16 protein-coding genes and 3 pseudogenes are annotated in these 23,465 nt (G+C 68.8%); 2 read left to right on the forward strand and 17 right to left on the reverse strand.

The annotated features are described in order from the left end of the window. Window positions 1–7: 7 nt before the first annotated feature. From MMSP_RS29615 to MMSP_RS29930, 7 genes and pseudogenes are all read right to left on the reverse strand, one after another. Window positions 8–1,971: pseudogene (locus MMSP_RS29615) on the reverse strand (PE domain-containing protein). Between the two features lie 163 nt (window positions 1,972–2,134). Beyond that, window positions 2,135–2,827: a hypothetical protein gene (locus tag MMSP_RS29910; RefSeq protein WP_020787907.1), complete on the reverse strand. Its 693-nt coding sequence runs from the start codon at window positions 2,825–2,827 to the stop codon at window positions 2,135–2,137. A gap of 406 nt (window positions 2,828–3,233) precedes the next feature. Beyond that, window positions 3,234–3,395, reverse strand: a complete 162-nt coding sequence (locus MMSP_RS29915; RefSeq protein WP_200861953.1) for a hypothetical protein — start codon at window positions 3,393–3,395, stop codon at window positions 3,234–3,236. A 27-nt stretch (window positions 3,396–3,422) separates the two neighbouring features. Beyond that, complete coding sequence (locus MMSP_RS29920) at window positions 3,423–3,800, reverse strand: hypothetical protein (RefSeq protein ID WP_020787908.1); 378 nt, start codon at window positions 3,798–3,800, stop codon at window positions 3,423–3,425. Further along, a complete protein-coding gene (locus MMSP_RS29925; protein ID WP_369797327.1) occupies window positions 3,797–5,857 on the reverse strand; it encodes a PE family protein in 2,061 nt (686 codons plus the stop codon). The genes MMSP_RS29920 and MMSP_RS29925 overlap by 4 nt, the downstream gene beginning before the upstream one ends. A gap of 202 nt (window positions 5,858–6,059) precedes the next feature. Beyond that, window positions 6,060–6,557 carry a DUF6790 family protein gene (locus MMSP_RS18840; RefSeq protein ID WP_020787910.1) on the reverse strand — a complete coding sequence of 166 codons (498 nt, stop codon included), beginning with the start codon at window positions 6,555–6,557 and terminating at the stop codon, window positions 6,060–6,062. Between the two features lie 181 nt (window positions 6,558–6,738). After that, window positions 6,739–10,037 (reverse strand): annotated as a pseudogene (locus MMSP_RS29930) (PE family protein). A gap of 460 nt (window positions 10,038–10,497) precedes the next feature. Between MMSP_RS29930 and MMSP_RS18850 the strand changes: the two are divergent. After that, on the forward strand, window positions 10,498–11,715 hold the full coding sequence (locus MMSP_RS18850) for a CdaR family transcriptional regulator (RefSeq protein WP_036426715.1): 1,218 nt from the start codon (window positions 10,498–10,500) through the stop codon (window positions 11,713–11,715). Window positions 11,716–11,730: 15 nt separating this feature from the next. Here the strand turns inward: MMSP_RS18850 and MMSP_RS18855 are convergent, their stop codons facing one another. After that, window positions 11,731–12,486, reverse strand: a complete 756-nt coding sequence (locus MMSP_RS18855; RefSeq protein WP_011741062.1) for a YebC/PmpR family DNA-binding transcriptional regulator — start codon at window positions 12,484–12,486, stop codon at window positions 11,731–11,733. Between the two features lie 274 nt (window positions 12,487–12,760). Between MMSP_RS18855 and MMSP_RS26270 the strand changes: the two are divergent. After that, window positions 12,761–14,328: pseudogene (locus tag MMSP_RS26270) on the forward strand (PE family protein); the annotation flags it as partial. Between the two features lie 44 nt (window positions 14,329–14,372). On the opposite strand, the gene pdxT reads toward MMSP_RS26270, so the two are convergent. The 9 genes from pdxT to thrS all read right to left on the reverse strand — a co-directional run bounded on the left by pdxT (window position 14,373) and on the right by thrS (window position 23,378). After that, window positions 14,373–14,969, reverse strand: coding sequence for a pyridoxal 5'-phosphate synthase glutaminase subunit PdxT (pdxT, locus tag MMSP_RS18870; protein ID WP_036426716.1), 597 nt, complete (start codon window positions 14,967–14,969; stop codon window positions 14,373–14,375). Between the two features lie 7 nt (window positions 14,970–14,976). Beyond that, window positions 14,977–15,822 carry an acyl-CoA thioesterase II gene (tesB, locus tag MMSP_RS18875; protein WP_012393869.1) on the reverse strand — a complete coding sequence of 282 codons (846 nt, stop codon included), beginning with the start codon at window positions 15,820–15,822 and terminating at the stop codon, window positions 14,977–14,979. 9 nt (window positions 15,823–15,831) lie between these two features. Further along, window positions 15,832–16,785, reverse strand: coding sequence for a pyridoxal 5'-phosphate synthase lyase subunit PdxS (gene pdxS / locus MMSP_RS18880; RefSeq protein ID WP_020787917.1), 954 nt, complete (start codon window positions 16,783–16,785; stop codon window positions 15,832–15,834). 86 nt (window positions 16,786–16,871) lie between these two features. Further along, complete coding sequence (locus tag MMSP_RS18885; RefSeq protein WP_020787918.1) at window positions 16,872–17,939, reverse strand: NUDIX hydrolase; 1,068 nt, start codon at window positions 17,937–17,939, stop codon at window positions 16,872–16,874. Continuing rightward, window positions 17,939–19,069 (reverse strand): glycosyltransferase family 4 protein, encoded by a 1,131-nt coding sequence (locus MMSP_RS18890; RefSeq protein ID WP_020787919.1) that lies wholly within the window; start codon window positions 19,067–19,069, stop codon window positions 17,939–17,941. Before MMSP_RS18890 ends, MMSP_RS18885 begins: the two co-directional genes overlap by 1 nt. Further along, window positions 19,069–20,019, reverse strand: a complete 951-nt coding sequence (locus tag MMSP_RS18895; RefSeq protein WP_012393865.1) for a phosphatidylinositol mannoside acyltransferase — start codon at window positions 20,017–20,019, stop codon at window positions 19,069–19,071. The genes MMSP_RS18890 and MMSP_RS18895 overlap by 1 nt, the downstream gene beginning before the upstream one ends. Next, window positions 20,016–20,720: a phosphatidylinositol phosphate synthase gene (pgsA, locus tag MMSP_RS18900; RefSeq protein WP_020787920.1), complete on the reverse strand. Its 705-nt coding sequence runs from the start codon at window positions 20,718–20,720 to the stop codon at window positions 20,016–20,018. The genes MMSP_RS18895 and pgsA overlap by 4 nt, the downstream gene beginning before the upstream one ends. A 7-nt stretch (window positions 20,721–20,727) precedes the next feature. Continuing rightward, window positions 20,728–21,300: an HIT domain-containing protein gene (locus MMSP_RS18905; protein WP_020787921.1), complete on the reverse strand. Its 573-nt coding sequence runs from the start codon at window positions 21,298–21,300 to the stop codon at window positions 20,728–20,730. 2 nt (window positions 21,301–21,302) lie between these two features. Continuing rightward, window positions 21,303–23,378, reverse strand: coding sequence for a threonine--tRNA ligase (thrS, locus tag MMSP_RS18910; RefSeq protein WP_020787922.1), 2,076 nt, complete (start codon window positions 23,376–23,378; stop codon window positions 21,303–21,305). Between the last annotated feature and the right edge of the window lie 87 nt (window positions 23,379–23,465).

A 23,465-nucleotide genomic window follows, 5' to 3' on the forward strand; every position in this document is an offset into this window, starting at 1 on the left:
GCCGGCTCTAGGGCAGGAATGGGTTGAAAACCGGCGGAATGATTTCGTTGCCGGTCACGCCGGTGAGCCGGATCCAAATCTGCGCGGGGATATTCACCAACTGGTAGACGCCGACTCCGAGCCATGAGACCGGTACCTGCAGGAAGCTGGGCACCGCATTGACGAGGTTTTCTACCTGCTCGTATACCACGAACGGAATCGTGGTCACGAGCGTGCGTGACGCCAGCCTCAGGCTGGTCGGAATATTCGGATACCCCTGCGCGGCGAAATCGGCGCTGAGCACACTGAAAAGGTTGTTGCCGGGGTCAACGTAGGTGCTGTCGAAACTGGGATCCGTCAGCGGCGCACCCTGCATGTACGGCAGCGGAGGAATGTGGAATTGGTCCAGGATTGTTGGTGTGGTGCTGACGATTTGCCATGAATTGTTGATAAATCCATCGTGGGCGTCGTTGTAGGCCTGATCGAAGATCAGGAAGGTTGCGGTCTCACGCGGCGATTGGAAGCCGTGAGTGAGACTGAACTGTTGGGCCCCCGTTTCACCATGGTCGGTGAGCACAAGCGTGGAGAATTCTTCGTGGTGCATTTGCTCCCAGTTGTATACCGCTCCCAATCTCCCACCGCCGTCTTGGGTTTGGGAACCAAGGTTGTAGTCCATGTTCCGAATGGCCAGCTGGTATTGCGGCGAATCACCACCGTACATATGTGCGTTGTTATCGACACCGACAAAGTACGAGAAGATGAGGTTTCCCTGTTGTGGATCGGCGGCCATAATCGCGGCCTGGGTCTTCGTGCCGACCAGGTTCTGCGTCGCGATCCAGTTCGTATCACCGGCGACCTGCGGGACGAACTCGATGTTGTCGGCCGGGTGCGAGCCGGCCCCGGCTATGTCGGCAATGACCGGCCAGTTTGCGATGACGGTGGTGTTGACCTGGTCGCCATAGGTGGCCTCGAGCTGGTTGTACACGGTCGACCAGGTGTCGTATGTCCAGGGAGTGAAGACGTTGTTGGACACGCCCGCCGTCTCGCTCCACACTCCGGTCTGGATGGTCGTCCACGAGGGGTTGGAGATGCTGGTGTGCCCGGAGATCGTCGACGCGGCGGTGACGCTATGCAGCATCAGCGCGTGGAAGTTCGGGGTGCCGGCGGGATCGGCCAGAATGCTGGCCAGGTTCGTGCCGTCGGTGCCGATCAACAGGAAATTCGCATCTGGTGCGGACAGAAAAAGAGCCAGGGCCTGTTGTTGAGACAGGTACAGCACGTCGGCGTGTCCCCCAGGGGTACCGGTGGCACCCGGGTTGCCTAACAAGGACAGCGCACTGCCGCCGAACCCTCCCGCCCCGCCGGCAATGTTTCCCGTTCCCCCCCTCCCGTACCGCCGGTCCCACCATTGCCCAGCAACCATCCGCCCGTGCCGCCGACGCCGCCGACGCCACCGCCGATGCCCCCGACGCCGCCGACGCCGCCGTTACCGATCAGCCCGGCGTTTCCGCCAGACCCTCCCTGCTGGCCCGGTGCCCCCGAGCCACCCGCCCCGCCATTGCCCCACAGAATGCCGCCGGCCCCACCGGCTTGGCCGGTGCCGGGCGCGCCATTGGCTCCTTCGCCGATCAACGGACGCCCCAACAGCAGGTTCGTGGGCGCGTTGACCACACCCAGAACGTCATCGATGAGGATCTGCAGTGGGTTGGCATTGGCGGCCTCCGCGGCCGCATACGCCCCGCTGGCCGTACTCAGCGCCTGCACAAATTGCTCGTAGAACACCGCCGCGCGCGCACTGAGCAGCTGGTACTCCTGAGCGTGGCCAGCAAACAACGAGGCGATCGCCGTCGACACTTCGTCTCCGGCAGCGGCCATCAACGTACTGGTCGGAGCAAACGCGGCCAGGTTCGCCGCCATGATCGAAGAAGCGATGCCCTCCGCATCTGCCGCCGCTGTCATCAATAGGTCCGGTGCAGCGATCAGATACGACATGTTGGCCCTCCAACTCGGCAAGCCCGCAACCATCGGCAGCTGTGACCCCGCTCATAATTGCACTTTTTCGGCGCGTTTCCGAGTACTAGATTCAGGCGGCCGACGCGGCATGGCACGCAACCGGCATCGCATCACATACGAATTCGCTGCTGCCGCAATGTGTTCAGCCGCCCCCGGTTCCGCCGTCGCCACCGCTGCCGCCGATGACCCCGTTGGGACCGGAGCCCGCAGAGCCGACCTGGCCGGACCATCCAAAGCCGCTATCGCCGCCATGGCCGCCGGTGCCACCACTTCCGCCGGGGGCACCCGTGCCGAAAGGCGGCGGAGTTCCTGTCCCGGTGCCACCGCCACCGCCGGCGCCTCCGGTGCCACCGCGTCCGGCCCCCGCGGTTCCGGTACCGCCGTCACCGCCATCGCCGCCGGTACCACCATCGCCGGCGTCAGCAAACAGGGACGCGTCAGCCCCGCGGCCGCCGTTGCCCCCGGAGCCGCCCTTGCCGCCCGCACCATTGGTGCCGTTGCCGCCGTCACCGCCGACGCCGCCGGTACCACCCTTGTTGTAAATGCCGGCGCCGGAGCGGCCGCCGGTGCCCCCGGAGCCGCCGTCGCCACCGCTGGAGCCGTTACTGCCGGCGCCTCCGTCGCCGTACTCGGGGTTGACGATGCCACCGCCGTCGGCATTGCCACCCGCGCCGCCATTGCCCCCGGCGCCACCGGCGCCGGTACCGCCAGTGGGGCCTGCCCCGGCCACAGTGACCCCATCACCGCTGGTACCGCCGGCCCCACCGGCACCACCGGTCCCACCACCACCGCCAGCGCCACCGTGGCCCCCGTTGCCGGCGAAGGGTTCAAACACGGTGGCATCGGCTCCGCCGCCGCCGGTGCCACCCTTGCCTCCGGTGCCGCCGGTTCCGCCCTTGCCGCCAAGGCCGCCGGCGCCGGCATCGCCGTCGTGGAATGCTCCGCCAGCGTGGGCCTGACCACCAATCCCACCGACGCCGCCGGCGCCACCGGCGCCACCGCTACCGCCCAGGCCGCCCCCGCCGCCCGCGCCACCCGCACCGTCCTGAACGCCAGCGACACCGGCGCCGCCCGCCGAACCACCGCCGCCCTGCCCGCCGGCGGCGCCGTTCCCCCGTCACCGCCGACACCGCCGGCCCCACCCTTGGCGCCGGCGGTTGCCGCACTGCCGCCATCTCCGCCGTCGCCTCCGTTACCACCCGCGGTCAGGCGGGACCCGGTCGCGCCGTCAGCACCGGTAGTCAAGCCGGTGCCGCCTTTGCCGCCCGCCCCGCCGGCGCCGTTATTGCCGCCGTGGCCACCGTTGCCGCCAGTGCCTGCGGAGCCCGCGGCCGCGTCTGCACCATCACCGCCGTTACCGGCGAGACCGCCGGTGCCGCCCATGCCGCCGGCTCCCCCCGCACCCTCGGCTCCATCCGCGTACGAGGCCGCTAACGCTTTGCCGGCGGCTCCGCCATTACCGCCCTGCCCGCCGGACCCGCCTTTGCCGCCATCGCCGCCGGTTCCCCCGTTGACGTTGCCGCCCGAGACTCCGTGGTCGCCGTTGCTGCCGTTACCACCGACACCACCGCCACCGCCCATGCCGCCGTCACCACCATCGCCGCCCTGCCGGCCATGGCTCCACCCGAACCGCCGGCACCACCGGTACCGCCGGTCCCACCGGTAGAACCGTCTCCCCCGGTTTGTCCGCCCGGGGCGAGGAAGCTGATACCGCCCTGACCGGTGCCGCCGTCGCCGCCCTTACCGCCGTTGCCGTACAGTCCGCCGTCACCACCGTCTCCGCCGGCAGCGCCCTTGCCGCCGATCATGACGGAATCGGCGCCGCGCCCGCCGTTGCCGCCGTTGCCGCCGGATGTGGTCGTGGTCCCGGATGCGTCGTCCGTACCGGTGGTGGAGCCACTACCGCCGGTCCCGCCCGCGCCGCCGGCGCCGTTGTCGCCGCCGTCCCCGCCGGTGCCACCGATGCCATTGCCGCCATTGGCAAACGTGCCGGCCGCGCCGGTGCCGCCATCACCCGCGAGCCCTCCGGCACCACCTTTCCCGCCGGCCCCGCCCACGCCTTGGACACCGTCGGAATATCCGGCCGCCTGCGCATGACCGGCCAGCCCACCGTTACCGCCCTGGCCGCCGGCACCTCCGGCCCCGCCGTCACCGCCGCCGCCACCGTTGGGGTTCGGGCCGGTGACCCCGTCCGCCCCGCGCGAACCGCTACCTCCCGAGCCCCCCTGGCCACCATGACCGCCGGCACCACCGTCTCCGCCGTGACCCGCCATGGCGCCGCCCATCCCACCGGCGCCGCCTTCGCCGCCGGACCCGCCGATGCCGCCGCCACCACCGTCTTGTCCGGGTGGAAAGACGATCGAGAACCGCTCGCACCCCCCATCCCATCGCCGCCGGCGCCACCGGCGCCGCCGTTGCCATACCTTCCGCCGTCACCCCCCGCCCCACCAGAAGCACCGGAAATGCCGGTGCCATAGCCATCCGCACCACGACCGCCATTACCGCCGTTGCCGCCGGTGGTCGGGCTCAGCCCGCCCGCGCCGGCCGCCCCGGCGCTGGATCCGGCACCCCCGGCTCCGCCGGCGCCGCCGCTGCCCGGATCACCCCCGTGACCGCCGTTCCCGCCCGCACCGGTGCCGCCAAAGAACGTGCCGGCGGCGCCGTCTCCACCGTTGCCGGTCCCGCCACCGGCTCCCCCGTCGCCGCCGGCTCCACCCGCGCCCTGCCCACTCAAGAAGCTGATCCACCCGCCCCGGCCGCCGGCGCCACCAACCCCACCGGCGCCTCCGTCGCCACCATTACCGCCGTTGCCGCCCGCACTGCCCAAAGTCACCGCGTTGGCACCAGAACCACCGGCACCGCCGCTACCGCCAGAGCCCACAGAGCCGCCGGCCCCACCACCGCCGACCAACCAGCCACCGCGCCCACCGGCCCCGCCGTCACCGGCGTCACCGCCGCCGCTGCCGGCGTCACCGGCCCCACCCGAAGCACCGGCGCCACCGTGGGCTCCGTCACCACCGTGGCCACCGACACCCCACAGGCCGGCCGCCCCTCCCGTGCCGCCATGGCCACCGCTACCCGCGGCGACGCTCACAATGCCAGCACCGCCAGCACCGCCGACGCCACCGGCACCGCCACCTCCACCGTTGCCGTACACCAGACCGCCGAGGCCACCATCGCCACCGGCCCCGCCGCTGCCGGACCCCGCACCGGTACCGCCGTGGCCTCCGACACCACCGGTGCCAAATAGCCGGGCGTTGCCGCCCTGTCCGCCGGCCCCGCCATCGGTGGTGCCGATACCACCGGCACCACCGACCGCCCCGTTGCCGACCAACCCACTGGCACCACCGGCGCCGCCGTTGCCGATCAAGCCCGCCGCGCCACCGGCACCGCCGGCCTGGCCCGCCGCACCCGAGCCGCCGCTACCGCCATTGCCCCACAAGATGCCGCCGGCCGCACCGGCCTGCCCGGTCCCTGCGGCCCCGTCAGCGCCATTGCCGATCAGCGGCCGCCCGAACAATGCCTGAGTGGGAGCATTGACCAGGTTCAGCAGGTCTTGCTCGACGTTCTGCAGCGGCAACACGTTGACCAGTTCGGCGGCCGAATAGGCGCCGACGCCGTTGGTCAGCGTCTGCACAAACTGCTCATGAAAGACCGAAAGCTGCGTGCTGATCGCCTGGTACTCCAGCGCGTGCGTACCGAACAACGCCGCGATCACCGCAGATACCTCGTCGGCGCCGGCGGCCAATATGGTCGTGGTCGACCCCGCCGCCGCCACATTGGCCGCGCTGATCGTCGACCCCAACCGCTCCAAATCCGATGCCGCGACCGCCACCATTTCGGGAGCCACACCCACAAAAGACATCTCGCACCTTCCCGCAACCCGCCCCTGGCCAGCGGTCACCGATACGTCAAAGCCGTGTCAGGCGACACAACACCGCGCCATGGTTGCTGCTCGGGTTACGGGCGGCCAAGGGCAAAATCCCCCCAACCAATGCGCCCACCAATTGCAATGCACAATTGCCCACGCGGGGCTTGCCGGAAAAGGTTGGGTGCGACCTACCGGCCTACCGGACTACCGGCCGGTCGGGCACCGCGTCACCACCGTGTCGCCGCGACCCGACATACAGCGCCCACACGATGATGGGTAGCACAACGTCGATCCACAGCGGAACCCCGATGTTGTCCGGCTCGACGTTGTGCTCAGCTATCCAGAAATAGATGTGGCCGGCGGCATCGCCGAGGTATTGCACGCTGAGCACCACGATCGTTGCCAGCCAGAAGTGGCCTCGAAACCAGTACGCCATGATCCCCACCACGCCGATCGCCAGGTCACCCATGGCGTTCTCCCACTGGAAGCCGCCGTCGCCGCGGGTGTATTCGATCAATGTGGCGATGTGCGGGCCATCAAGGACGTGAAAGCCGGCTCCCAACAGTGAGTTGAACCCCACTACTGCCACCATCCACCACACCATGTGAACGTCGGCGGCCAGTCGGTCCTTGCTGCGCCAGCTTTGGACGAAGCCGCCGACCACCGCAACGAGAACTGCGGCAATCGTGAACATGTCTACCTTCCTCACTCCGTGTGCCTGCTGCGGGTTTCCGGCGCAATGTCCTCATGGCGTGCTGAGGTGCCTCGATGGCAGGCCGACCAAACCGAGCGCGATCGTGCCGTCGTCCCGGATGCACAGACCCGCTAGGTGGGGTCAAAGATACTGAAGTGGTTGATGCCGACGCGCGTGGTGATCACGTGCCGGCGCCGGCACCGCCGCTTCCGCCGGCTCCGCCGGTTCCACCAAACTGTCCGCTGGGGTCGCCGCCGTCTTGGCCGTCGGTTCCCGACTGGCCGCTAACGAACCCGCTCGACCCGCCGTCACCGCCATTTCCGCCGTCACCGCCGCTGCCGGCCGGAGTGGAACCGAAAGGCGGTTGGGAGCCGTTCCCACCGTTGCCGCCGGTGCCGCCCAACCCGCCCCTGCCGCCGGGACCTCCATTCTGGCCAAACCCGCCGGCCCCGCCGTTCCCGCCGTCGCCGCCGTCTCCGCCGCCGGCGACACCAAAGCCGCCCTGACCGCCGCCCCCACCCGGGCTGCCCACACCAAAGGCGGAGCTGCCGGAGTCACCGGCGTCGCCTCCGTCTCCTCCGTGGCCGCCAACCCCGGCCGTTCCTACGCCGCCGAGACCGCCCTGGCCGCCCCAGCCTCCCGTAGCGCCAGGAGAGCTGCCGCCGGCCCCGCCGTCCCCGCCGTCGCCACCTTGGGAGCCATCTCCGCCCACGCCACCCGCGCCGCCGGACCCTGCGGCCTCGAAGAGGCCACCGGTTCCACCGAAGCCACCGTTGCCGCCGTCGCCGCCCGCGGCCTGGCTGCCGTCAAGTCCCGATGCGCCCGAGGTTGAGCCGGCACCGCCTTCCCCACCGAGCCCGCCTGCGCCGGCATTGCCGCCAGCTCCGCCGTATTGGCCATTCGCACCTGGGGTGGTGCCGTGAAGTCCGTCGAAGCCGTTACCGCCGTTCCCGCCCATCGCGCCGTCGCCACCAGCACCGCTGCGGCCACCGTCACCGGCAACGGCCCCGCCATCACCACCAGCACCGCCGGCGCCACCAGCACCGCCGTCACCACCGTCAGCACCCGAGGCCCCGAAAGTCACGGCCGAGGTGCCGTCAACGCCGGCCTTGCCATCACCACCGTTACCGCCAACACCACCATCGCCGACCACCCCGCCGTCACCGCCGGCGCCGCCGGCCTGACCCGCAGCGGTGGCGTCGGCGCCGTCGCCGCCAGCACCACCGTCACCTCCGGTTCCGTATGCGCCCGCAGATGCACCGTTGGCGGCGTGGGTGCCATTGCCGCTGTCGCCGCCGAGGCCGCCACTGCCTCCAACGCCTGCGTCACCGCCGTTGCCGCCGTCTCCGGCGTTGCCTGCCTGCCCGCCGGCACCGCCGGAACCATGACTGCCGTCGAGGTATCCAGTCGCCTGCGCCAGCCCACCGGCACCACCGGCCCCGCCGGCCCCGCCATCTCCGCCGTCACCACCGGTTTGACCGGCCGCGCCAGCTACGGTGGCATCGGCGCCCGCCGACCCGCTGCCGCCGTGGCCTCCGTCGCCTCCGGTTCCACCGATACCACCGGCACCACCATCACCGGCGTGCAGGCCGCCGGCACCGCCGGCACCGCCAGTTCCGCCGATGCTCCCGGCACCGCCATCGGTGCCGGAGAGCCCACCCGGGCTGATGAACGTGATGCCGGGGCTACCGTTCCCGCCGACACCACCGTCACCGACCAGACCGCCGTCGCCGCCGGCCCCGCCATCACCGCCGGCGCTGCCGGTGGTGACAGCGGCCGCACCGTCGCCGCCGGCCCCGCCATCGCCGCCGTGACCCGGCCCGTCATCGCCGGCGGTGAGACCTTCCATCCCCGCGGTCGAGCCGGCGCCGCCCTGCCCGCCAGCGCCTCCAAGACCTGGGTCGCCGCCGTCACCACCGTCGCCGCCCTTGCCACCGCCGACAATGGCGTCGGCCCCGTCGCTACCGTTGCCGGCCTGTCCGCCCAGACCTCCATCGCCGCCGGCGCCACCGACGCCTTGCATCCCGGTCTGGCCCTCCGGTCCGGCCCGCCTACACCACCATCACCGCCACGACCGCCGGCTCCACCTCGGCCACCATTGCCGCCATCATTGCCATCCGCGCCAGCACCGGCGGCCGCCGCGCCCTCGGCGCCTTTGCCTCCGGCCGCACCGTCACCACCAATCCCGCCGGCACCGCCGGCCCCGCCCGCCCCCTGGCTACCGTCGGCATAGCCGGCCGCCAACGCGTGACCGCCGGCACCACCCTCACCGCCGGCGCCGCCGGCGCCACCGGCACCACCGGCTCCGCCGACACCGCCATCCTGGCCCGCGCCAGCGGCATCGACACCGACCGAACCATCACCGCCGGTCCCACCGACTCCCCCAATTCCGCCGGCGCCGCCGGTAGTGATCGAGTCCGCACCAGCACCGCCGGCGCCGCCGTTGCCACCGCTGCTCGGGGTGGATCCGGTCGCGCCCGTCGCGGCGCGACTGCCGCCAGCGCCGGAACCGCCGGTCCCGCCCGCGCCGCCGGCGCCGGGGTCACCGCCGTTTCCGCCGTTGCCGCCGGTCCCAAATCCAGCACCCGGGTTCACCGCCATGGAGCCGTGCGCGCCGCCGCCTCCATCACCGGGAGTCCCGCCGGTGCCGCCGGCGCCGCCGACGCCGCCGGCACCGTGAGCGCTGAACAGCCACCCACCGGCCCCGCCATTGCCGCCGCCCTCACCCACGCCGTCAGCGACCCCACCGGTCCCACCCGCGCCGCCGTTGCCATACAGCCAGCCACCGGAACCACCGGCACCGCCAGAGCCGCTGCCCACACCACCGCTTCCGCCGGCACCCCCATTACCCCAGAGCCAGGTGTTGCCACCGGCCCCACCGACCGCGCCGGCACCGCCCACCCCGCCGGCGCCACCATTGCCGTAGAGCCAGCCGCCGGCACCGCCAGCTCCACCAGCACCGCCCGCGCCACCCGCGCCGCCCGCCCCGCCGGAGCCGATCAACCCCGCGGCTCCAGCGGCCCCGCCGGCTTGACCCACCCCGCCTGAGCCGCCGGCACCACCGTTTCCGTACAGCAACCAACCGGCTCCACCGGCTTGGCCACTACCGGGCGCCCCGTTGGCGCCGTCTCCGATCAGCGGACGTCCAAACAGCGCCTGGGTGGGGGCATTCACCAACCCCAGCAAACCCTGCTCGGCATTGGCCGCCTCGGCCCGCAGATACGAACCGGCGCCGGTGTTCAGGCTTTGCGCGAATCGGTCATGGAAAGCCGCCAACTCTGCACTGATCGCCTGGTATTGCTGTGCGTGGGTGCCGAACAAGGCCGCGATCGCCGCCGACACCTCATCGGCGGCGGCCGACAATACCGTTGTTGTCGCTGCCGCAGCAACCGAATTCGCCTGGGCTATCGCCGAATTGATTCCCGACAAATCCGAAGCCGCCGCAACCACCATCTCCGGCATCACACTCACAAATGACATTTGCCCCACCCTCCCGTTAACCCACCAGTACCCACGACGATCAACCCTTTGCCAGCGGTTGCCGACAAAGGGAAATGCGAAAAATATACCGCCAGTTCAAGCCCCTGTAGAGCTGGCGACCTACGAGCTGCGCCCCCAACGATCCCGGTTGCTCAAGTGCAGCCCAATGGACAAAAACTCCGAACCCGCCTTAGAAGACCGGCAGAAGTGCACCTACCAATTCACGCCGGTACGTGCTAATGGCGTACCCGAGTTCAACGAGCCTCGCCCGGCACGAATTACCGGCGTGGATATCTGCGGCCGTCCCGCAAACAACAAACGCGCAGCTAAACAACCTCGGATGCGGCGGCAGCACCCGGCGGGCACCGTCAGCCACGGATCGCTGCGACTGTGCCAAGCCCCGCTCTCCCCTACCATCGGGACCGTGGCGAGCCCAAGCAATCCATCACTCTCCCCACGCATGCGCGAGCTGATCCGCCACACCGCGCGCATCGCTCTCAACCCCACCCAGCAATGGCTCGATGAACTCGACCGCACCACCTTGGCCGCCAATCCGGCCCTTTCCGATGATCCCGCCCTGATCGAAATCATCAGCCGCGCAAACCGTGCCAACCTGATCCATTTCGCCATTGCCATCTTGCGCGATCCCGGCGGCCCGGTGCCAGCAAACTTCGGGCCCGAACCGCTGCGGATGGCCCAAGAGCTGCTCAACCGCGGCCTGGAGGCGCTCGCCGCCGACATCTACCGAATCGCGCACAACGTGGCATGGGAGCGCTGGACCGACATCGCGTTCGGCCTGACGTCCAACCCCCAAGAACTGCGCGACCTCCTCGATGTGGCGTTCCGCTCTTCCAACGACTTCATCGACGCCACCATTGCGGGCATCCCCGCACAGCTACCCCTGGAATACGATGCGCTGACCCGCGAAGTCAGCGCCCAGCGCCGCAAAGTCGTCGAACAGATCCTCGGCGGCGCCCCCGTCAACCGGGAACGCGCCGAAGCGCAGTTGGGCTATCTCCTGGATCGCGCCCATACCGCCGCCATCGTTTGGTCCGACGAGCCCGACGGCGACCACGGCCAACTGGACCAGGCGGCCGACGCGTTCTGCACGGCGCTCGGCTGTCGGGCACCATTGATCGTGGTCACCAATTCCGCGACTCGTTGGGTATGGGTGAACGACGCCGCCACCCCGGTCGGAGACCGTATCCAACAGGTGCTCACCGACGCGCCAACGGTACGGTTTGCCGTCGGCAACACCAGGCGAGGTATCGAGGGGTTCCGACGCAGTCACCGCGACGCACAGACGACGCAGCGCATGCTGACCCGGCTCGGCGCACCCCAGCGCACCGCCCACTTTGCGGACACCCAAATGGTCGAGTTGCTCACCCAAGACCTAGAGGGTGTCGACGAGTTCATCGAATGCACGCTCGGGGAATTCCAGTCGGCCAGCCCGGTACTGCACGCCACCTTGCTGACCTACATCAACCAGCAATGCAATGCCGCACGCACCGCAAAGGCCCTCTACATCCACCGCAATACGCTGGTGCACCGGCTCGAGACCGCGCACCGACTCCTGCCCCAGCCGGTCGAGGCGAACATCGTTCACATCGCCGTGGCACTGGAAGTCCTACAGTGGCGCAGCGATCGGGATGGCGATTCCCTTCGGGCCATCACCTAAGCCCGGGCACCGGGACTACTCCTCGTCGAGCTCCGCCAGCACCTCATCGGACACGTCCACGTTGGTCCACACGTTCTGAACGTCGTCGCTTTCTTCCAGCGCGTCGACCAGCTTGAAAACCTTGCGGGCCCCGTCGACGTCCACCGGCACGGTCACCGACGACTGAAAGCCCGCCTCGGCCGATTCGTAGTCGATGCCGGCATCCTGCAGCGCGGAGCGTACCGCGACCAATTCACCCGGTTCGGAGATCACCTCGAAGCTGTCCCCGAGGTCGTTGACGTCCTCGGCGCCGGCTTCCAACACGGCCGCCAGCACGTCGTCTTCGGTCAGACCGTTCTTCTCCAGGGTCACCACGCCCTTGCGGGAAAACAGGTAGGACACCGACCCCGGATCAGCCATGGCGCCGCCATTGCGCGTCATCGCCACCCGCACCTCGCTGGCAGCGCGGTTGCGGTTGTCGGTCAGACACTCGATCAGTACGGCCACACCGTTGGGCGCGTAACCCTCGTACATGATGGTCTGCCAGTCCGCCCCACCGGCCTCTTCACCGGCACCGCGCTTGCGGGCCCGCTCGATGTTCTCGTTGGGCACCGAGCTTTTCTTGGCCTTTTGGATGGCGTCGTAGAGGGTGGGGTTTCCCGCCGGGTCACCGCCACCGACGCGAGCCGCGACCTCGATGTTCTTGATCAGCCGTGCGAACATCTTGCCGCGGCGGGCGTCGATGACGGCCTTCTTGTGCTTGGTGGTGGCCCACTTGGAATGGCCGCTCATCGCCGTCCTATCTCAAATCCTTTGAATGATGGCTAGCCGAGTCTACGTGGACGGCCGATCCGCTGACCCGGCCGGGAGACGCAATGCGGCGGTGGCCGCGCTGTGCCGTCGCCCTGCCCAATCTGGTGCATCCGGAGACACCATCCTCACTCGAAACAGCGCCGTTGGGCCCTCGAACGCGCTAGGTTGAGCTTTCTGGCGGATGTTCGGATTCCGATGGCCCCGTGAGCGGACCGTCTTGGCCGGTCACCGCGATGTATGTGTGAGGCGGCCGATGTCGTACATGTTCGCGGTACCCGACACGGTGGCGGCGGCCGCCGATTTGGCCGGTATCGGCTCGACACTCAACGCGGCCACTGCGGCGGCAGCGGCCCCGACCACCGGGGTGCTGGCCGCCGGGGCGGACCAGGTGTCGGCTGCGGTGGCAGCGCTGTTTTCTGGCCATGCCCTGGACTATCAGGCGCTGAGCACCCAGGTGGCGGCGTTTCACACACAATTCGTGGAGGCCGTGACCGGTGCCGGCAACGCGTATGCGGCCGCCGAGGCGGCCAATGCCTCGCCGTTGCTGGGCATATCGCAAGACATGCTGAATGCGGTCAATGGACCCACCGAGGCATTGTTGGGGCGACCGCTGATCGGCAACGGCGCTGACGGGACGGCTCCGGAGCAGGCCGGCGGCGACGGCGGTCTGTTGTATGGCAACGGCGGCGCCGGCGGGCCCGGCGGTGCCGGCGGCAATGCCGGGTTGATCGGCAACGGCGGGGCGGGCGGCAGCGGCGCGGCCCTCGGCCTGTTCGGCGACACCGGCGGCAACGGGGGGCTACTGTTCGGCAACGGCGGCACCGGCGGCGCCGGTGGCGAAGGCGGGAATTCGGCAACCACCGCGGGCGTCGGGGGTGCCGGCGGAGCCGGCGGGCTGCTCGTCGGTGCCGGCGGCCACGGCGGCACCGGCGGCACCTCGGCAAGTGGGGCGGCACCTCGGCAAGTGGTACCGGCGCGACCGGTGGCAGCGGCGGGGCGGGCGGGCTGTTGTTCAGCCCCGGCGGCGCCGGCGGCGACGGTGGAGCCGGCTTCAGCGGTGCCGACGGCGGCGCTGGTGGGAACGGCGGGGCCGGCGGGTTGCTGTTCGGTACCGGCGGTGGCGGCGGCGAAGGCGGTGCCACCAGCCCGTCATCGAGTACCGGCAACGGTGGCGACGGCGGTATTGGCGGTACCAGCGGGCTGTTCGGCACCGGCGGCACCGGAGGCGCCGGTGGCGCCGGTGGCGCCGCGGCAAACGCCACGGGCGGCAACGGCGGGGCCGGCGGCGGCGGATTGTGGTTCGGCAACGGCGGCGCGGGCGGAATCGGCGGCTTCGATGCCCACGGAGACGGCGGCGCCGGCGGCAACGCCGGCATCTACGGCGGCAATGGCGGGGCCGGCGGCACCGGCGGCGTCGGGGTTGGTGGAAACCTCTTTACCGGCGGGCAAGGCGGCGCGGGCGGCAACGCCGGCTTGTTGGCCGGCAACGGCGGGGCCGGCGGCACCGGCGGCGACGCCGGGATGTTCGGCAACGGCGGTGCCGGTGGGGCCGGCGGCCACGGCGGCTACGACGATTCGGGCAGCGGTGGCCAGGGCGGTCATGGCGGGGACGGCGGCGCGGCCGGGACGATCGGTAACGGCGGTGACGGCGGCACCGGAGGCGACGCCCTGGTCAGCGGCGGCACCGGCGGCGACGGCGGTGACGGCGGCGACGCTCGGGAAATCGGTAACGGCGGTAACGGCGGCAACGCCGGGGCCGGCGCTACCGCGGGCAACGAAGGCACCGGCGGCACCGGCGGACAACTGATCGGCGTGAGTGGGACCGACGGGTCGACGTAGCCGGCGGTTGGGGCCGAACTTGTTGGCTAGGCCTTGCCGTTGACGATATCGACGAACAACCGATGGATGCTGCGGTCGCCGGTCACCTCCGGGTGAAACGCGGTTGCCAGCACCGAACCCTCCCGAACCGCGACGATATGGTCGCCGGCCCGGGCCAGCACCGTCACCCCAGCACCCACGCGCTCGACCCAGGGCGCCCGGATAAACACCGCGCGCACCGGATGATCAAGACCCGTGAACGCGATATCGCCTTCAAAAGAGTCGACTTGGCGCCCGAAAGCGTTGCGCCGCAACGTCATATCGATCCCGCGCAGTGGCAGCGCCTGGCGTCCTCGGACACCGGCGTCCAGGATCTCGCTGGCCAGCATGATCATGCCCGCGCACGCGCCATAGGCCGGAAGCCCGGCAGCCAATCGGGCACGCAACGGCTCGAGCAGATCGAACCCGCACAGCAGGTGGCTGATGGTGGTGGATTCGCCACCCGGAATCACCAATCCATCCACCGCGTCGAGTTCGCTGCGGCGGCGCACGGTCATCGGCTCGGCGCCGGCTTCGCCCAGCGCCGCCAGGTGCTCGCGGGTATCGCCCTGCAGCGCCAGCACCCCAACCCTCGGAATACTCACAACCCGCTCACTTTTCGCCCGGCTGATATCCGCTTGGGTAGCGGGTCAGCCCTTCCTGCATGACCGCGGCCACCAACTCGCCTCCCTGGGTGAAGATCTTGCCGTGCGTAAGTGCGCGACCCCCGCCTGCCGACGGCGATGACTGGTCGTAGAGCAGCCACTCGTCGGCCCGAAACCCCCGCATGAACCACATCGCGTGGTCCAGGGACGCCACCTGCAGATGCTCACGCTCCGCCAGGTGGGTGACCTGCGCCGAACCCAGCAGGGTCAGATCGCTCATATAGGCCAAGGCACAGATGTGCAGCACCGGGTCATCAGGCAGCGGGTCGCGATGGCGAAACCACACCTGCTGCTGGGATGCCTTACCCGGTAGCGGCGCGAGCAGGTCCCGCGGCACGATGCGCACATCCCACTCCTCGAACTGCCGGAACCCGGCGTCGTCGAAGACCCGCACCGACCTCAATCCGGGTAGATCGTCGGGCGGTGGCGCCGCCGGCATCGCGTCCTGGTGGCTGATGCCGTTCTGCGCGGTCTGAAACGAAGCCCCCATGCTGAAGATGACCTCGCCGTGCTGAACGGCGTTGACCCGCCTGGTCACAAACGATCCGCCATCGCGAGTGCGCTCGACCAGAAAAACCGTGGGCTCCTGGGCGTCCCCGGAGCGCAGAAAGTACCCGTGCAACGAGTGGACCTGATAGCGCGGGTCGACCGTGCGCACCGCCGACACCAGTGACTGCCCGGCCACATGGCCGCCGAATGTGCGCTGCAGAAAGCCTGATTCCGGGCTGAAGACACTACCGCGATAGATGTTGACCTCGAGTTGCTCGAGATCAAGAATCTCCTCGATTGCCACGAAAGATTCTTACCACCCGCGCTGCGCCAGGCGATGCGGCTGCGCGATCTCCTCCACGTTGATGCCCACCATTGCCTCGCCCAGCCCGCGTGACACCTTGGCCAGCACGTCGGGGTCGTCGTAGAACGTGGTGGCCTTGACGATCGCGGCGGCCCGGTGTTCCGGGGCGCCGGACTTGAAGATGCCCGAGCCCACGAAGACGCCTTCGGCGCCCAGCTGCATCATCATCGCGGCATCGGCAGGAGTGGCGATACCGCCGGCCGTGAACAGGGTGGCCGGCAACTTGCCCGCCCTGGCCACCTCCACGACCAGTTCGTAGGGCGCCTGCAATTCCTTTGCCGCGACGAACAACTCGTCCTCGGACATCGACGTCAGCCGGCGAATCTCGCCGGCGATGGAGCGCATGTGCGTCGTCGCGTTGGAAACGTCACCGGTGCCGGCCTCACCCTTGGAGCGGATCATCGCCGCCCCCTCGCCGATGCGCCGCAGCGCCTCACCCAGATTCGTCGCCCCGCACACGAACGGCACGGTGAACTTCCACTTGTCGATGTGGTGGGTGTAGTCCGCGGGCGTGAGGACCTCGGATTCGTCGATGTAGTCCACCCCGAGGCTTTGCAGGATCTGCGCCTCGACGAAATGTCCGATACGCGCTTTAGCCATTACCGGAATGGTGACCGCCTCGATGATGCCCTCGATCATGTCGGGGTCGCTCATCCTCGACACCCCGCCCTGGGCGCGGATGTCGGCGGGCACCCGCTCTAGGGCCATGACCGCGACGGCGCCGGCCCCTTCAGCGATGCGTGCCTGCTCGGGGGTGACGACGTCCATGATGACGCCGCCCTTGAGCATCTCGGCCATGCCACGCTTGACCCTCGCCGTTCCGGTCTGGCTTGAACCCGACTGAGCCTGCTTGGACGATGCCGGATCTGGCCGGTCCCCACTGGGCTGGGTAGCGCTGTCCACTGTCTTTCTCCTTCAACTGTTGGAGTCTTACTTTAATGGGAACCACAAGCAAGTTTGCGGGACCGCAGTCCCGCCCGATATTCGGACTAGCGAATCGACCGGGGAACATATGCGGTGCGGACGGTCTGGTCGCCTCCCGCGCCGCCGCAAGCGGCGTCGACAATGCGATTGGCCTCGGCCAATAGCTCCCCGAGTTGGCGCGGGTAGACCTGCTCACCGGAGGCGTTGAGCGCGGCGATGTCGCTGACATCACACCAGCGGGCCCCGTGAACATAACGCCGTTCCAGCTCGGTCCGGCCATCCAGGGACGGCTCGAACCGACTGGTGCGGTGCACCAGATAGAACTCCTCGCTGTCGAGCTTGGAACCGTTGAACTCAAAGACCTCGTTACGTCGCCAGATGGGGCCCACCAGGTCGGCGGGGTCGACCCGCAAACCCGTCTCTTCGGCGAGCTCACGCGCCGCGGCCTGGGCCAGCCGCTCCCCCTTGCCCACCTCGCCGCCCACGGTGAACCACCACCGAGGCGCGCCGCCCTCGTCGAACGCCGCGGAGGCCGGGTCCGAACCGCATAGCAGCAGCACCGCGCCGCGGTCATCGAGCAGCACCACCCGCGCCGAGGTACGCCGGCCGATATCGCCGTCGTCGCTGTGCGCCTGCGCCTGCGGCCGCTCGGCGATCTCGAAATAGGCCGGCAGCGGAGCTCGCCCACCAAGACGGAAGGCGCGCACCATGCGCCGCTCGGCCAGCACCAGGGTGTCGCGCACGGCGTCGTTGTGGAATCTGCGGGCCAGCAATACCCGGGCCTCGGCATCGGCGAGTTCGGCCACCAGCGCCGACGGCAACGACGCCGGATCAACCATCGCCAGCGCGGCGAACAGTTCGTTTTCCGCATTCTCTCGTTCGTGTCGCGGCGCCTGCTCGGCGGCGTCGGCCAGCCGCGCCAACCGGCTGCCCTGGGGCGCGCCGCCGTAGGCATCGATCGCGACGGCGCGCGCCACCACGGCCCGGCGCGCCAGAGCACCGTCGAGCGCCTGCCAGGACAAGTCGTAGCGCACGTGCAATCGATCCAGCCGGTTGGCGCGCTGGTATCCCCAGGCCCCGAACACGACCAGCACGACGAGCAGCACGATGCCGGCGACAACCAACCACGTCATCAGCTCGCCACCTGCACCTTGACCCCGGCCCCGGCCCCGGCGACGGTCTCGTAGACCCGCATGATCTGGCTGGCCACCACCGACCAGTCGTAGCGGCGGACCGCTTCAGTGCCCGCCGCCACATAGCGCTCTCGCAGCTCCTGGCTATCAAGCACCTCGATCAGCGCGGCCGCCAGCGCGTCGCTGTCATCGACTGGAACCAGGCGCCCGATCTCGCCATCGCGCAGTACGCGCCGGAAGGCATCCAAGTCGCTGGCCACCACCGGGGTGCCGGCGGCCATGGCCTCAACCAGCACGATGCCAAAGCTCTCGCCGCCGGTATTGGGTGCGCAGTAGACGTCCGCACTGCGCATCGCCGATGCCTTGCCCGCGTCGTCGACCTGACCGAGAAAACGCATGTGCTCGGCCAGCTCACCCGCCTCATCGCGTAGTTCGTCTTCGTCACCGCGGCCCACGATCAGCAGCTGCACGTCGCTGAAGCGCTCCACCAACTTGGGCAGCGCCTCGAGCAGGACACTCATCCCCTTGCGGGGCTCGTCGTATCGGCCCAAGAACAGCACCGTCTTGCCGGGGCGGGGGTATCCGTCCAGACACGACGAGGACGCGAAAGAACCGACGTCGACACCGTTGGGAATTTCGACCGCGTCCGAGCCGAGCGCCTCCATCTGCCAACGCCTGGCCAGATCGGACACCGCGATGCGACCGACGATCTTCTCGTGCATGGGCCGCAAGATGCTCTGGAAGACGGTCAACGTCAGCGACTTGGTGGTCGAGGTGTGAAACGTTGCCACGATGGGGCCCTCGGCAATGTTGAGGGCCAGCATCGACAGACTCGGCGCGTTGGGCTCGTGCAGGTGCAGGACGTCGAAATCGCCCTCGGAAAGCCACTTTTTGACCTTGCGATGGGTGGCGGGGCCGAAGCGCAGCCGCGCCACCGACCCGTTGTAGGGAATGGGAACGGCCTTGCCGCCGGAGACGACATAGTCCGGCAGGGCCGCGTGCGGCGACGCCGGTGCCAGCACGCTGACCTCATGCCCACGGGCCCGCATCACCTCGGCGAGCTGTAAGACGTGTGACTGCACCCCACCCGCCACCTCGAACGAGTAGGGACACACCATTCCAATCCGCATCAGGGCTCCCGCAGCCGCGCGCGGCGGGCATCGGACAAGTCGGCCAACCATTGTGGCTGAAACATGTGCCAATCCTCGGGATGGTCCGCGATGTTGGCTGCGAACCTATCGGCGAGCGCCTGGGTGATCGCTTCCACATCACCGCTGCTGCAATCCAGAGCCGGATAGACCTGAAAACCCCAGCCCTTGGGCTCAAACCAGCAGTGGGTCGGCAGCAGGGCGGCTCCCGTTTGGATCGCGAGTTTGGCCGGGCCCGCCGGCATCCGGGTGGGCTCGCCAAAGAAATCGACTTCAACACCGGTGCGGGTCAGATCACGCTCAGCCATCAGGCATACCACCCGGTTGTCCCGCAGTCGCTCACATAGCACCTCGAAGGGCGGCTCCGCACCGCCCGACAACGGAAGTACTTCGAAGCCAAGGGTTTCCCGATAGTCGATGAATCGCCGGTACAACGACTCGGGCTTGAGCCGCTCGGCGACGGTAGTGAAGGTGCCGTGCCGCTGCGCCAGCCACACCCCGGCCATGTCCCAGTTGCCGCTGTGTGGCAATGCCAGCACCACACCGCGTCCCGCGGCCAGCCCGGCATTGAGGTGATCTTTGCCCCCGATGGAACTGTCAATCTGGGCGGCGACCTTACGCAGGTTCATCGACGGAAGCCGAAACGCCTCCCGCCAGTAGCGGGCGTAGGACTCCAGCGACGCGCGCATCAGGGAGTCCGGGACCGCGCCGGCCCGCACCCCGGTTACCCGGGCCAGGTTCTTGCGAAGTTGCTCGGGCCCGCCGTGGCGGGCCGCGTAGTGCGCCCCGGCGTCGAAGGCGTTGCGCGCGGCGAACTCGGGCAGCGCCCGCACCATCCGCCATCCCGCCGCATACGCCAAGTCCGTCGCGTTGCCGACCAGGAGCTGCCGCGGAGCCCTGACCCATCGCAGGCCGGCCGGGGTGGAGATCACCGCTGGGTCTTTCCGGGGTCACCCGACCTCGGATGGGCCTGCGCGTCGTCGTCGCGCACCGGCGCACTGGGAACCAGCAGATCGGTGGCCCCCGGTGAGGTCCACACAGTGTACAACCGTTGTCCGCAGGTGATCACGCTGGTCACCGCCAGCAGCCACATCGCCACCGGCAGCGCCGGCGGCCAGGCGATGAACGGAAAATCGGACACCCCCGCACCGGCCAGTACGATGATCAGCCGCTCCGGTCGTTCAATGATGCCGCCGTCACCACGCAACCCGCTGGCTTCCGCCCGGGCCTTGATGTAGGAGATCACTTGCGAGGTGACCAGGCAGATCAACGTCGCCACCACCAGCAATCGGTCTCGCATGCCGAACGCGACCCACCACAGCAGCCCACTGAACACCGCGCCGTCGCTGATGCGATCGCAGGCCGCATCCAGCACCGCGCCAAATCGGGTGCCGCCGCCCCGTTCCCGTGCCATGGCTCCGTCGAGCATGTCGAAGAGCACGAAGAACCAGACCACGCACGCGCCGGGAAACAGCTTGCCCATCGGAAAAAGTACGAGCGCGCCGGCCACCGAAGCGGTGGTGCCGATGATGGTGACGGCATCGGGGGTCAGACCGATCCGGAGCAAGCCCCTTGCCAGCGGATTGGTGACCCGCGCAAATGCCGCCCGGGACAAGAAGGGCGCCTTGCTCATCGTTGCCTCATGATTGCCGAGCCCATTCGGTCGCCAGCAGCCGCCGGGTGTCGCGCAGCAACTGTGGGATGACCTTGGATCCGCCGATGATGGTGATGAAGTTCGCGTCCCCGCCCCAGCGCGGAACAACGTGCACATGCAGGTGCTCGGCCAGCGATCCGCCCGCCGATGTCCCCAGGTTCATGCCGACGTTGAAGCCGTGTGGCCGCGAGACGTTCTTGACGACGCAAATCGCTTTCTGGGTGAACGCCATCAGCTCGCCGCTCTCCGGCTCGGTGAGGTCTTCGAGCTCCGATACCCGCCGATACGGCACCACCATCAGGTGGCCGGGGTTGTAGGGGTACAGGTTGAGCACGGCGTAGACCAACTCGCCGCGGGCAACCACCAGACCTTCTTCATCAGACAGCCGCGGGATCTCGGTGAACGGCTGCGAGCGCGCGGAGTCCTCCCGCTTGAGCGGAGCCTCGGCGAGGTAGTTCATCCGGTACGGCGTCCAGAGCCGCTCCAGGTGGTCGCGCTCGCCGACGCCGCGGTCCAGGATGGTGCTGTCCTGCGGCTGCGCGCTTTCCTCGTTAGTCACCGTTACTCACCGCTATCCACCTTGACCAGTTCAGCTGTGGGAGTGGCGTTTTCGCGCCGGGATATCCAGTCCACGATCGCAGCTACCGCAGCCTCGCGTGGCACGCCGTTGATCTGCGTGCGGTCGCCGAACCGGAAGCTCACCGCGTCGGCCTGCACATCGCGGTCGCCGGCCAGCAGCATGAACGGCACCTTCTGGTTGGTGTGGTGCACGATCTTCTTGGCCATGCGGTCATCGCTGGTGTCCACCTCGACCCGCACCCCATGTGACTTCAACTGTGCGGCAACCTGTTCCAGGTAGGCGATGTGTTCGTCGGCAACCGGGATGCCGACCGCCTGAACGGGCGCCAGCCACGCCGGGAAGGCACCCGCGTAGTGCTCGGTGAGGATGCCGAAAAACCGCTCTATCGACCCGAACAGGGCACGGTGGATCATGACCGGGCGCTGGCGAGTCCCGTCGGCGGCGGTGTATTCGAGCCCGAATCGCTCCGGGAAGTTGAAGTCGAGCTGGATGGTCGACATCTGCCAGGTACGGCCCAGGGCGTCCTTGACCTGCACCGAGATCTTGGGCCCGTAGAAAGCCGCGCCACCGGGATCGGGTACCAGCTCCAGACCCGATTCCGCGCCCACCTCGGCGAGCACGTTGGTGGCTTCCTCCCAGACCTCATCGGAGCCGACGAACTTGTCCGGATCCTTGGTGGACAGTTCCAGATAGAAGTCGGCCAGTCCGTAGTCGCTGAGCAGATCGAGCACGAACCGCAGCAGCGAACGCAGCTCGTCACGCATCTGTTCGCGGGTGCAGAAGATATGCGCGTCGTCCATGGTCAATCCGCGCACCCGAGTCAGCCCATGCACCACACCGGACTTCTCGTAGCGGTAGACGGTGCCGAACTCGAAGAGCCGCAGCGGTAGTTCGCGATAGGACCTACCGCGCGCCCGGAAGATCAAGCAATGCATCGGGCAGTTCATCGGCTTGAGGTAATAGTCCTGGCCGGGTTTGCGCACCGTACCGTCCGCGTTGTACTCCGCGTCGATCTGCATCGGCGGGAACATGCCGTCGGCGTACCAGTCCAAGTGCCCCGAGGTGTGAAACAGCTGGGCCTTGGTGATGTGCGGACTGTTGACGAACTGGTAGCCGGCTTCGGTGTGCTTGCGACGCGAATAGTCCTCGAGCTCGCGCCGCACAATCCCACCCTTGGGATGGAAAACAGCTAGGCCAGAGCCTATTTCGTCGGGGAAACTGAACAGATCCAGCTCCACACCGAGCTTGCGATGGTCGCGGCGCTGTGCCTCTTCGATGAGCTCGATGTGCGTATCAAGCGCTTCTTGCGACTCCCATGCCGTCCCGTAGATCCGCTGCAGGCTGGCGTTCTTCTGGTCGCCCCGCCAGTAGGCCGCCGAGCTTCTGGTCAGTTTGAACGCCGGGATGTGCTTGGTAGTCGGGATGTGCGGTCCGCGGCACAGGTCACCCCAGACCCGTTCGCGGGTACGGGGATTGAGGTTGTCGTAGGCGGTGAGCTCATCGCCACCGACCTCCATGACATCGGGATCCCCGGACTTGTCATCGACGAGTTCGAGCTTGTAGGGCTCGTTGGCCAACTCCTCGCGCGCCTGATCCTTGGATTCGAAGACCCTGCGGTCGAAGAGCTGCCCTTCCTTGACGATCTGGCGCATCCGCTTCTCCAGCGCCTGAAGATCATCAGGGGTGAACGGCTCGAGCACTTCGAAGTCGTAGTAGAAGCCGTCGGTGATGGGCGGTCCGATACCCAGTTTGGCTTGTGGGAAGAGGTCTTGAACCGCTTGGGCCAGCACATGCGCGGTCGAGTGCCGGATAACGCTGCGACCGTCGTCGGTATTGGCCGCGATCGGGGTGACCTCCGCGTCAGCGTCGGGCACCCAGCTCAGGTCGCGCAGCTTGCCTTCGGCGTCTCGCACCACGACGATCGCGTCCGACGCGCCGCGTCTGGGCAGCCCCGCCTCACCGATTGCGGCGGCCGCCGTGGTCCCGGCAGGAACCCGGATCGGCTGCCGCGGGTCACCGCCGTCGGCTCCTGGGGCGGGTTGTGCGGGGACGCTCATCGGGGTGGTCTCCAAGGTTCGCGAGTGAATGGGCATGTCGAATCGAACGCGACCATGCTATCGGGGCGGAGCTGGTCGAACCCAAGC

Origin of the sequence: Mycobacterium sp. 012931, from assembly GCF_000419295.1 — a bacterium.
Lineage (GTDB): Bacteria > Actinomycetota > Actinomycetes > Mycobacteriales > Mycobacteriaceae > Mycobacterium > Mycobacterium marinum.

Coding starts and splice junctions, on each gene's coding strand:
- pgsA (WP_020787920.1), bottom strand. CDS start 20,720: ATGAGCAAGGCGCCCTTCTTGTCCCGGGCGGCATTTGCGCGGGTCACC.
- MMSP_RS18890 (WP_020787919.1), bottom strand. CDS start 19,069: ATGCGGATTGGAATGGTGTGTCCCTACTCGTTCGAGGTGGCGGGTGGG.
- MMSP_RS29920 (WP_020787908.1), bottom strand. CDS start 3,800: ATGATCGGCGGCAAGGGCGCTGCCGGCGGAGACGGTGGTGACGGCGGA.
- MMSP_RS18840 (WP_020787910.1), bottom strand. CDS start 6,557: ATGTTCACGATTGCCGCAGTTCTCGTTGCGGTGGTCGGCGGCTTCGTC.
- MMSP_RS18850 (WP_036426715.1), top strand. CDS start 10,498: ATGCGCGAGCTGATCCGCCACACCGCGCGCATCGCTCTCAACCCCACC.
- MMSP_RS29925 (WP_369797327.1), bottom strand. CDS start 5,857: ATGTCTTTTGTGGGTGTGGCTCCCGAAATGGTGGCGGTCGCGGCATCG.
- thrS (WP_020787922.1), bottom strand. CDS start 23,378: ATGAGCGTCCCCGCACAACCCGCCCCAGGAGCCGACGGCGGTGACCCG.
- MMSP_RS18885 (WP_020787918.1), bottom strand. CDS start 17,939: ATGACGTGGTTGGTTGTCGCCGGCATCGTGCTGCTCGTCGTGCTGGTC.
- MMSP_RS18855 (WP_011741062.1), bottom strand. CDS start 12,486: ATGAGCGGCCATTCCAAGTGGGCCACCACCAAGCACAAGAAGGCCGTC.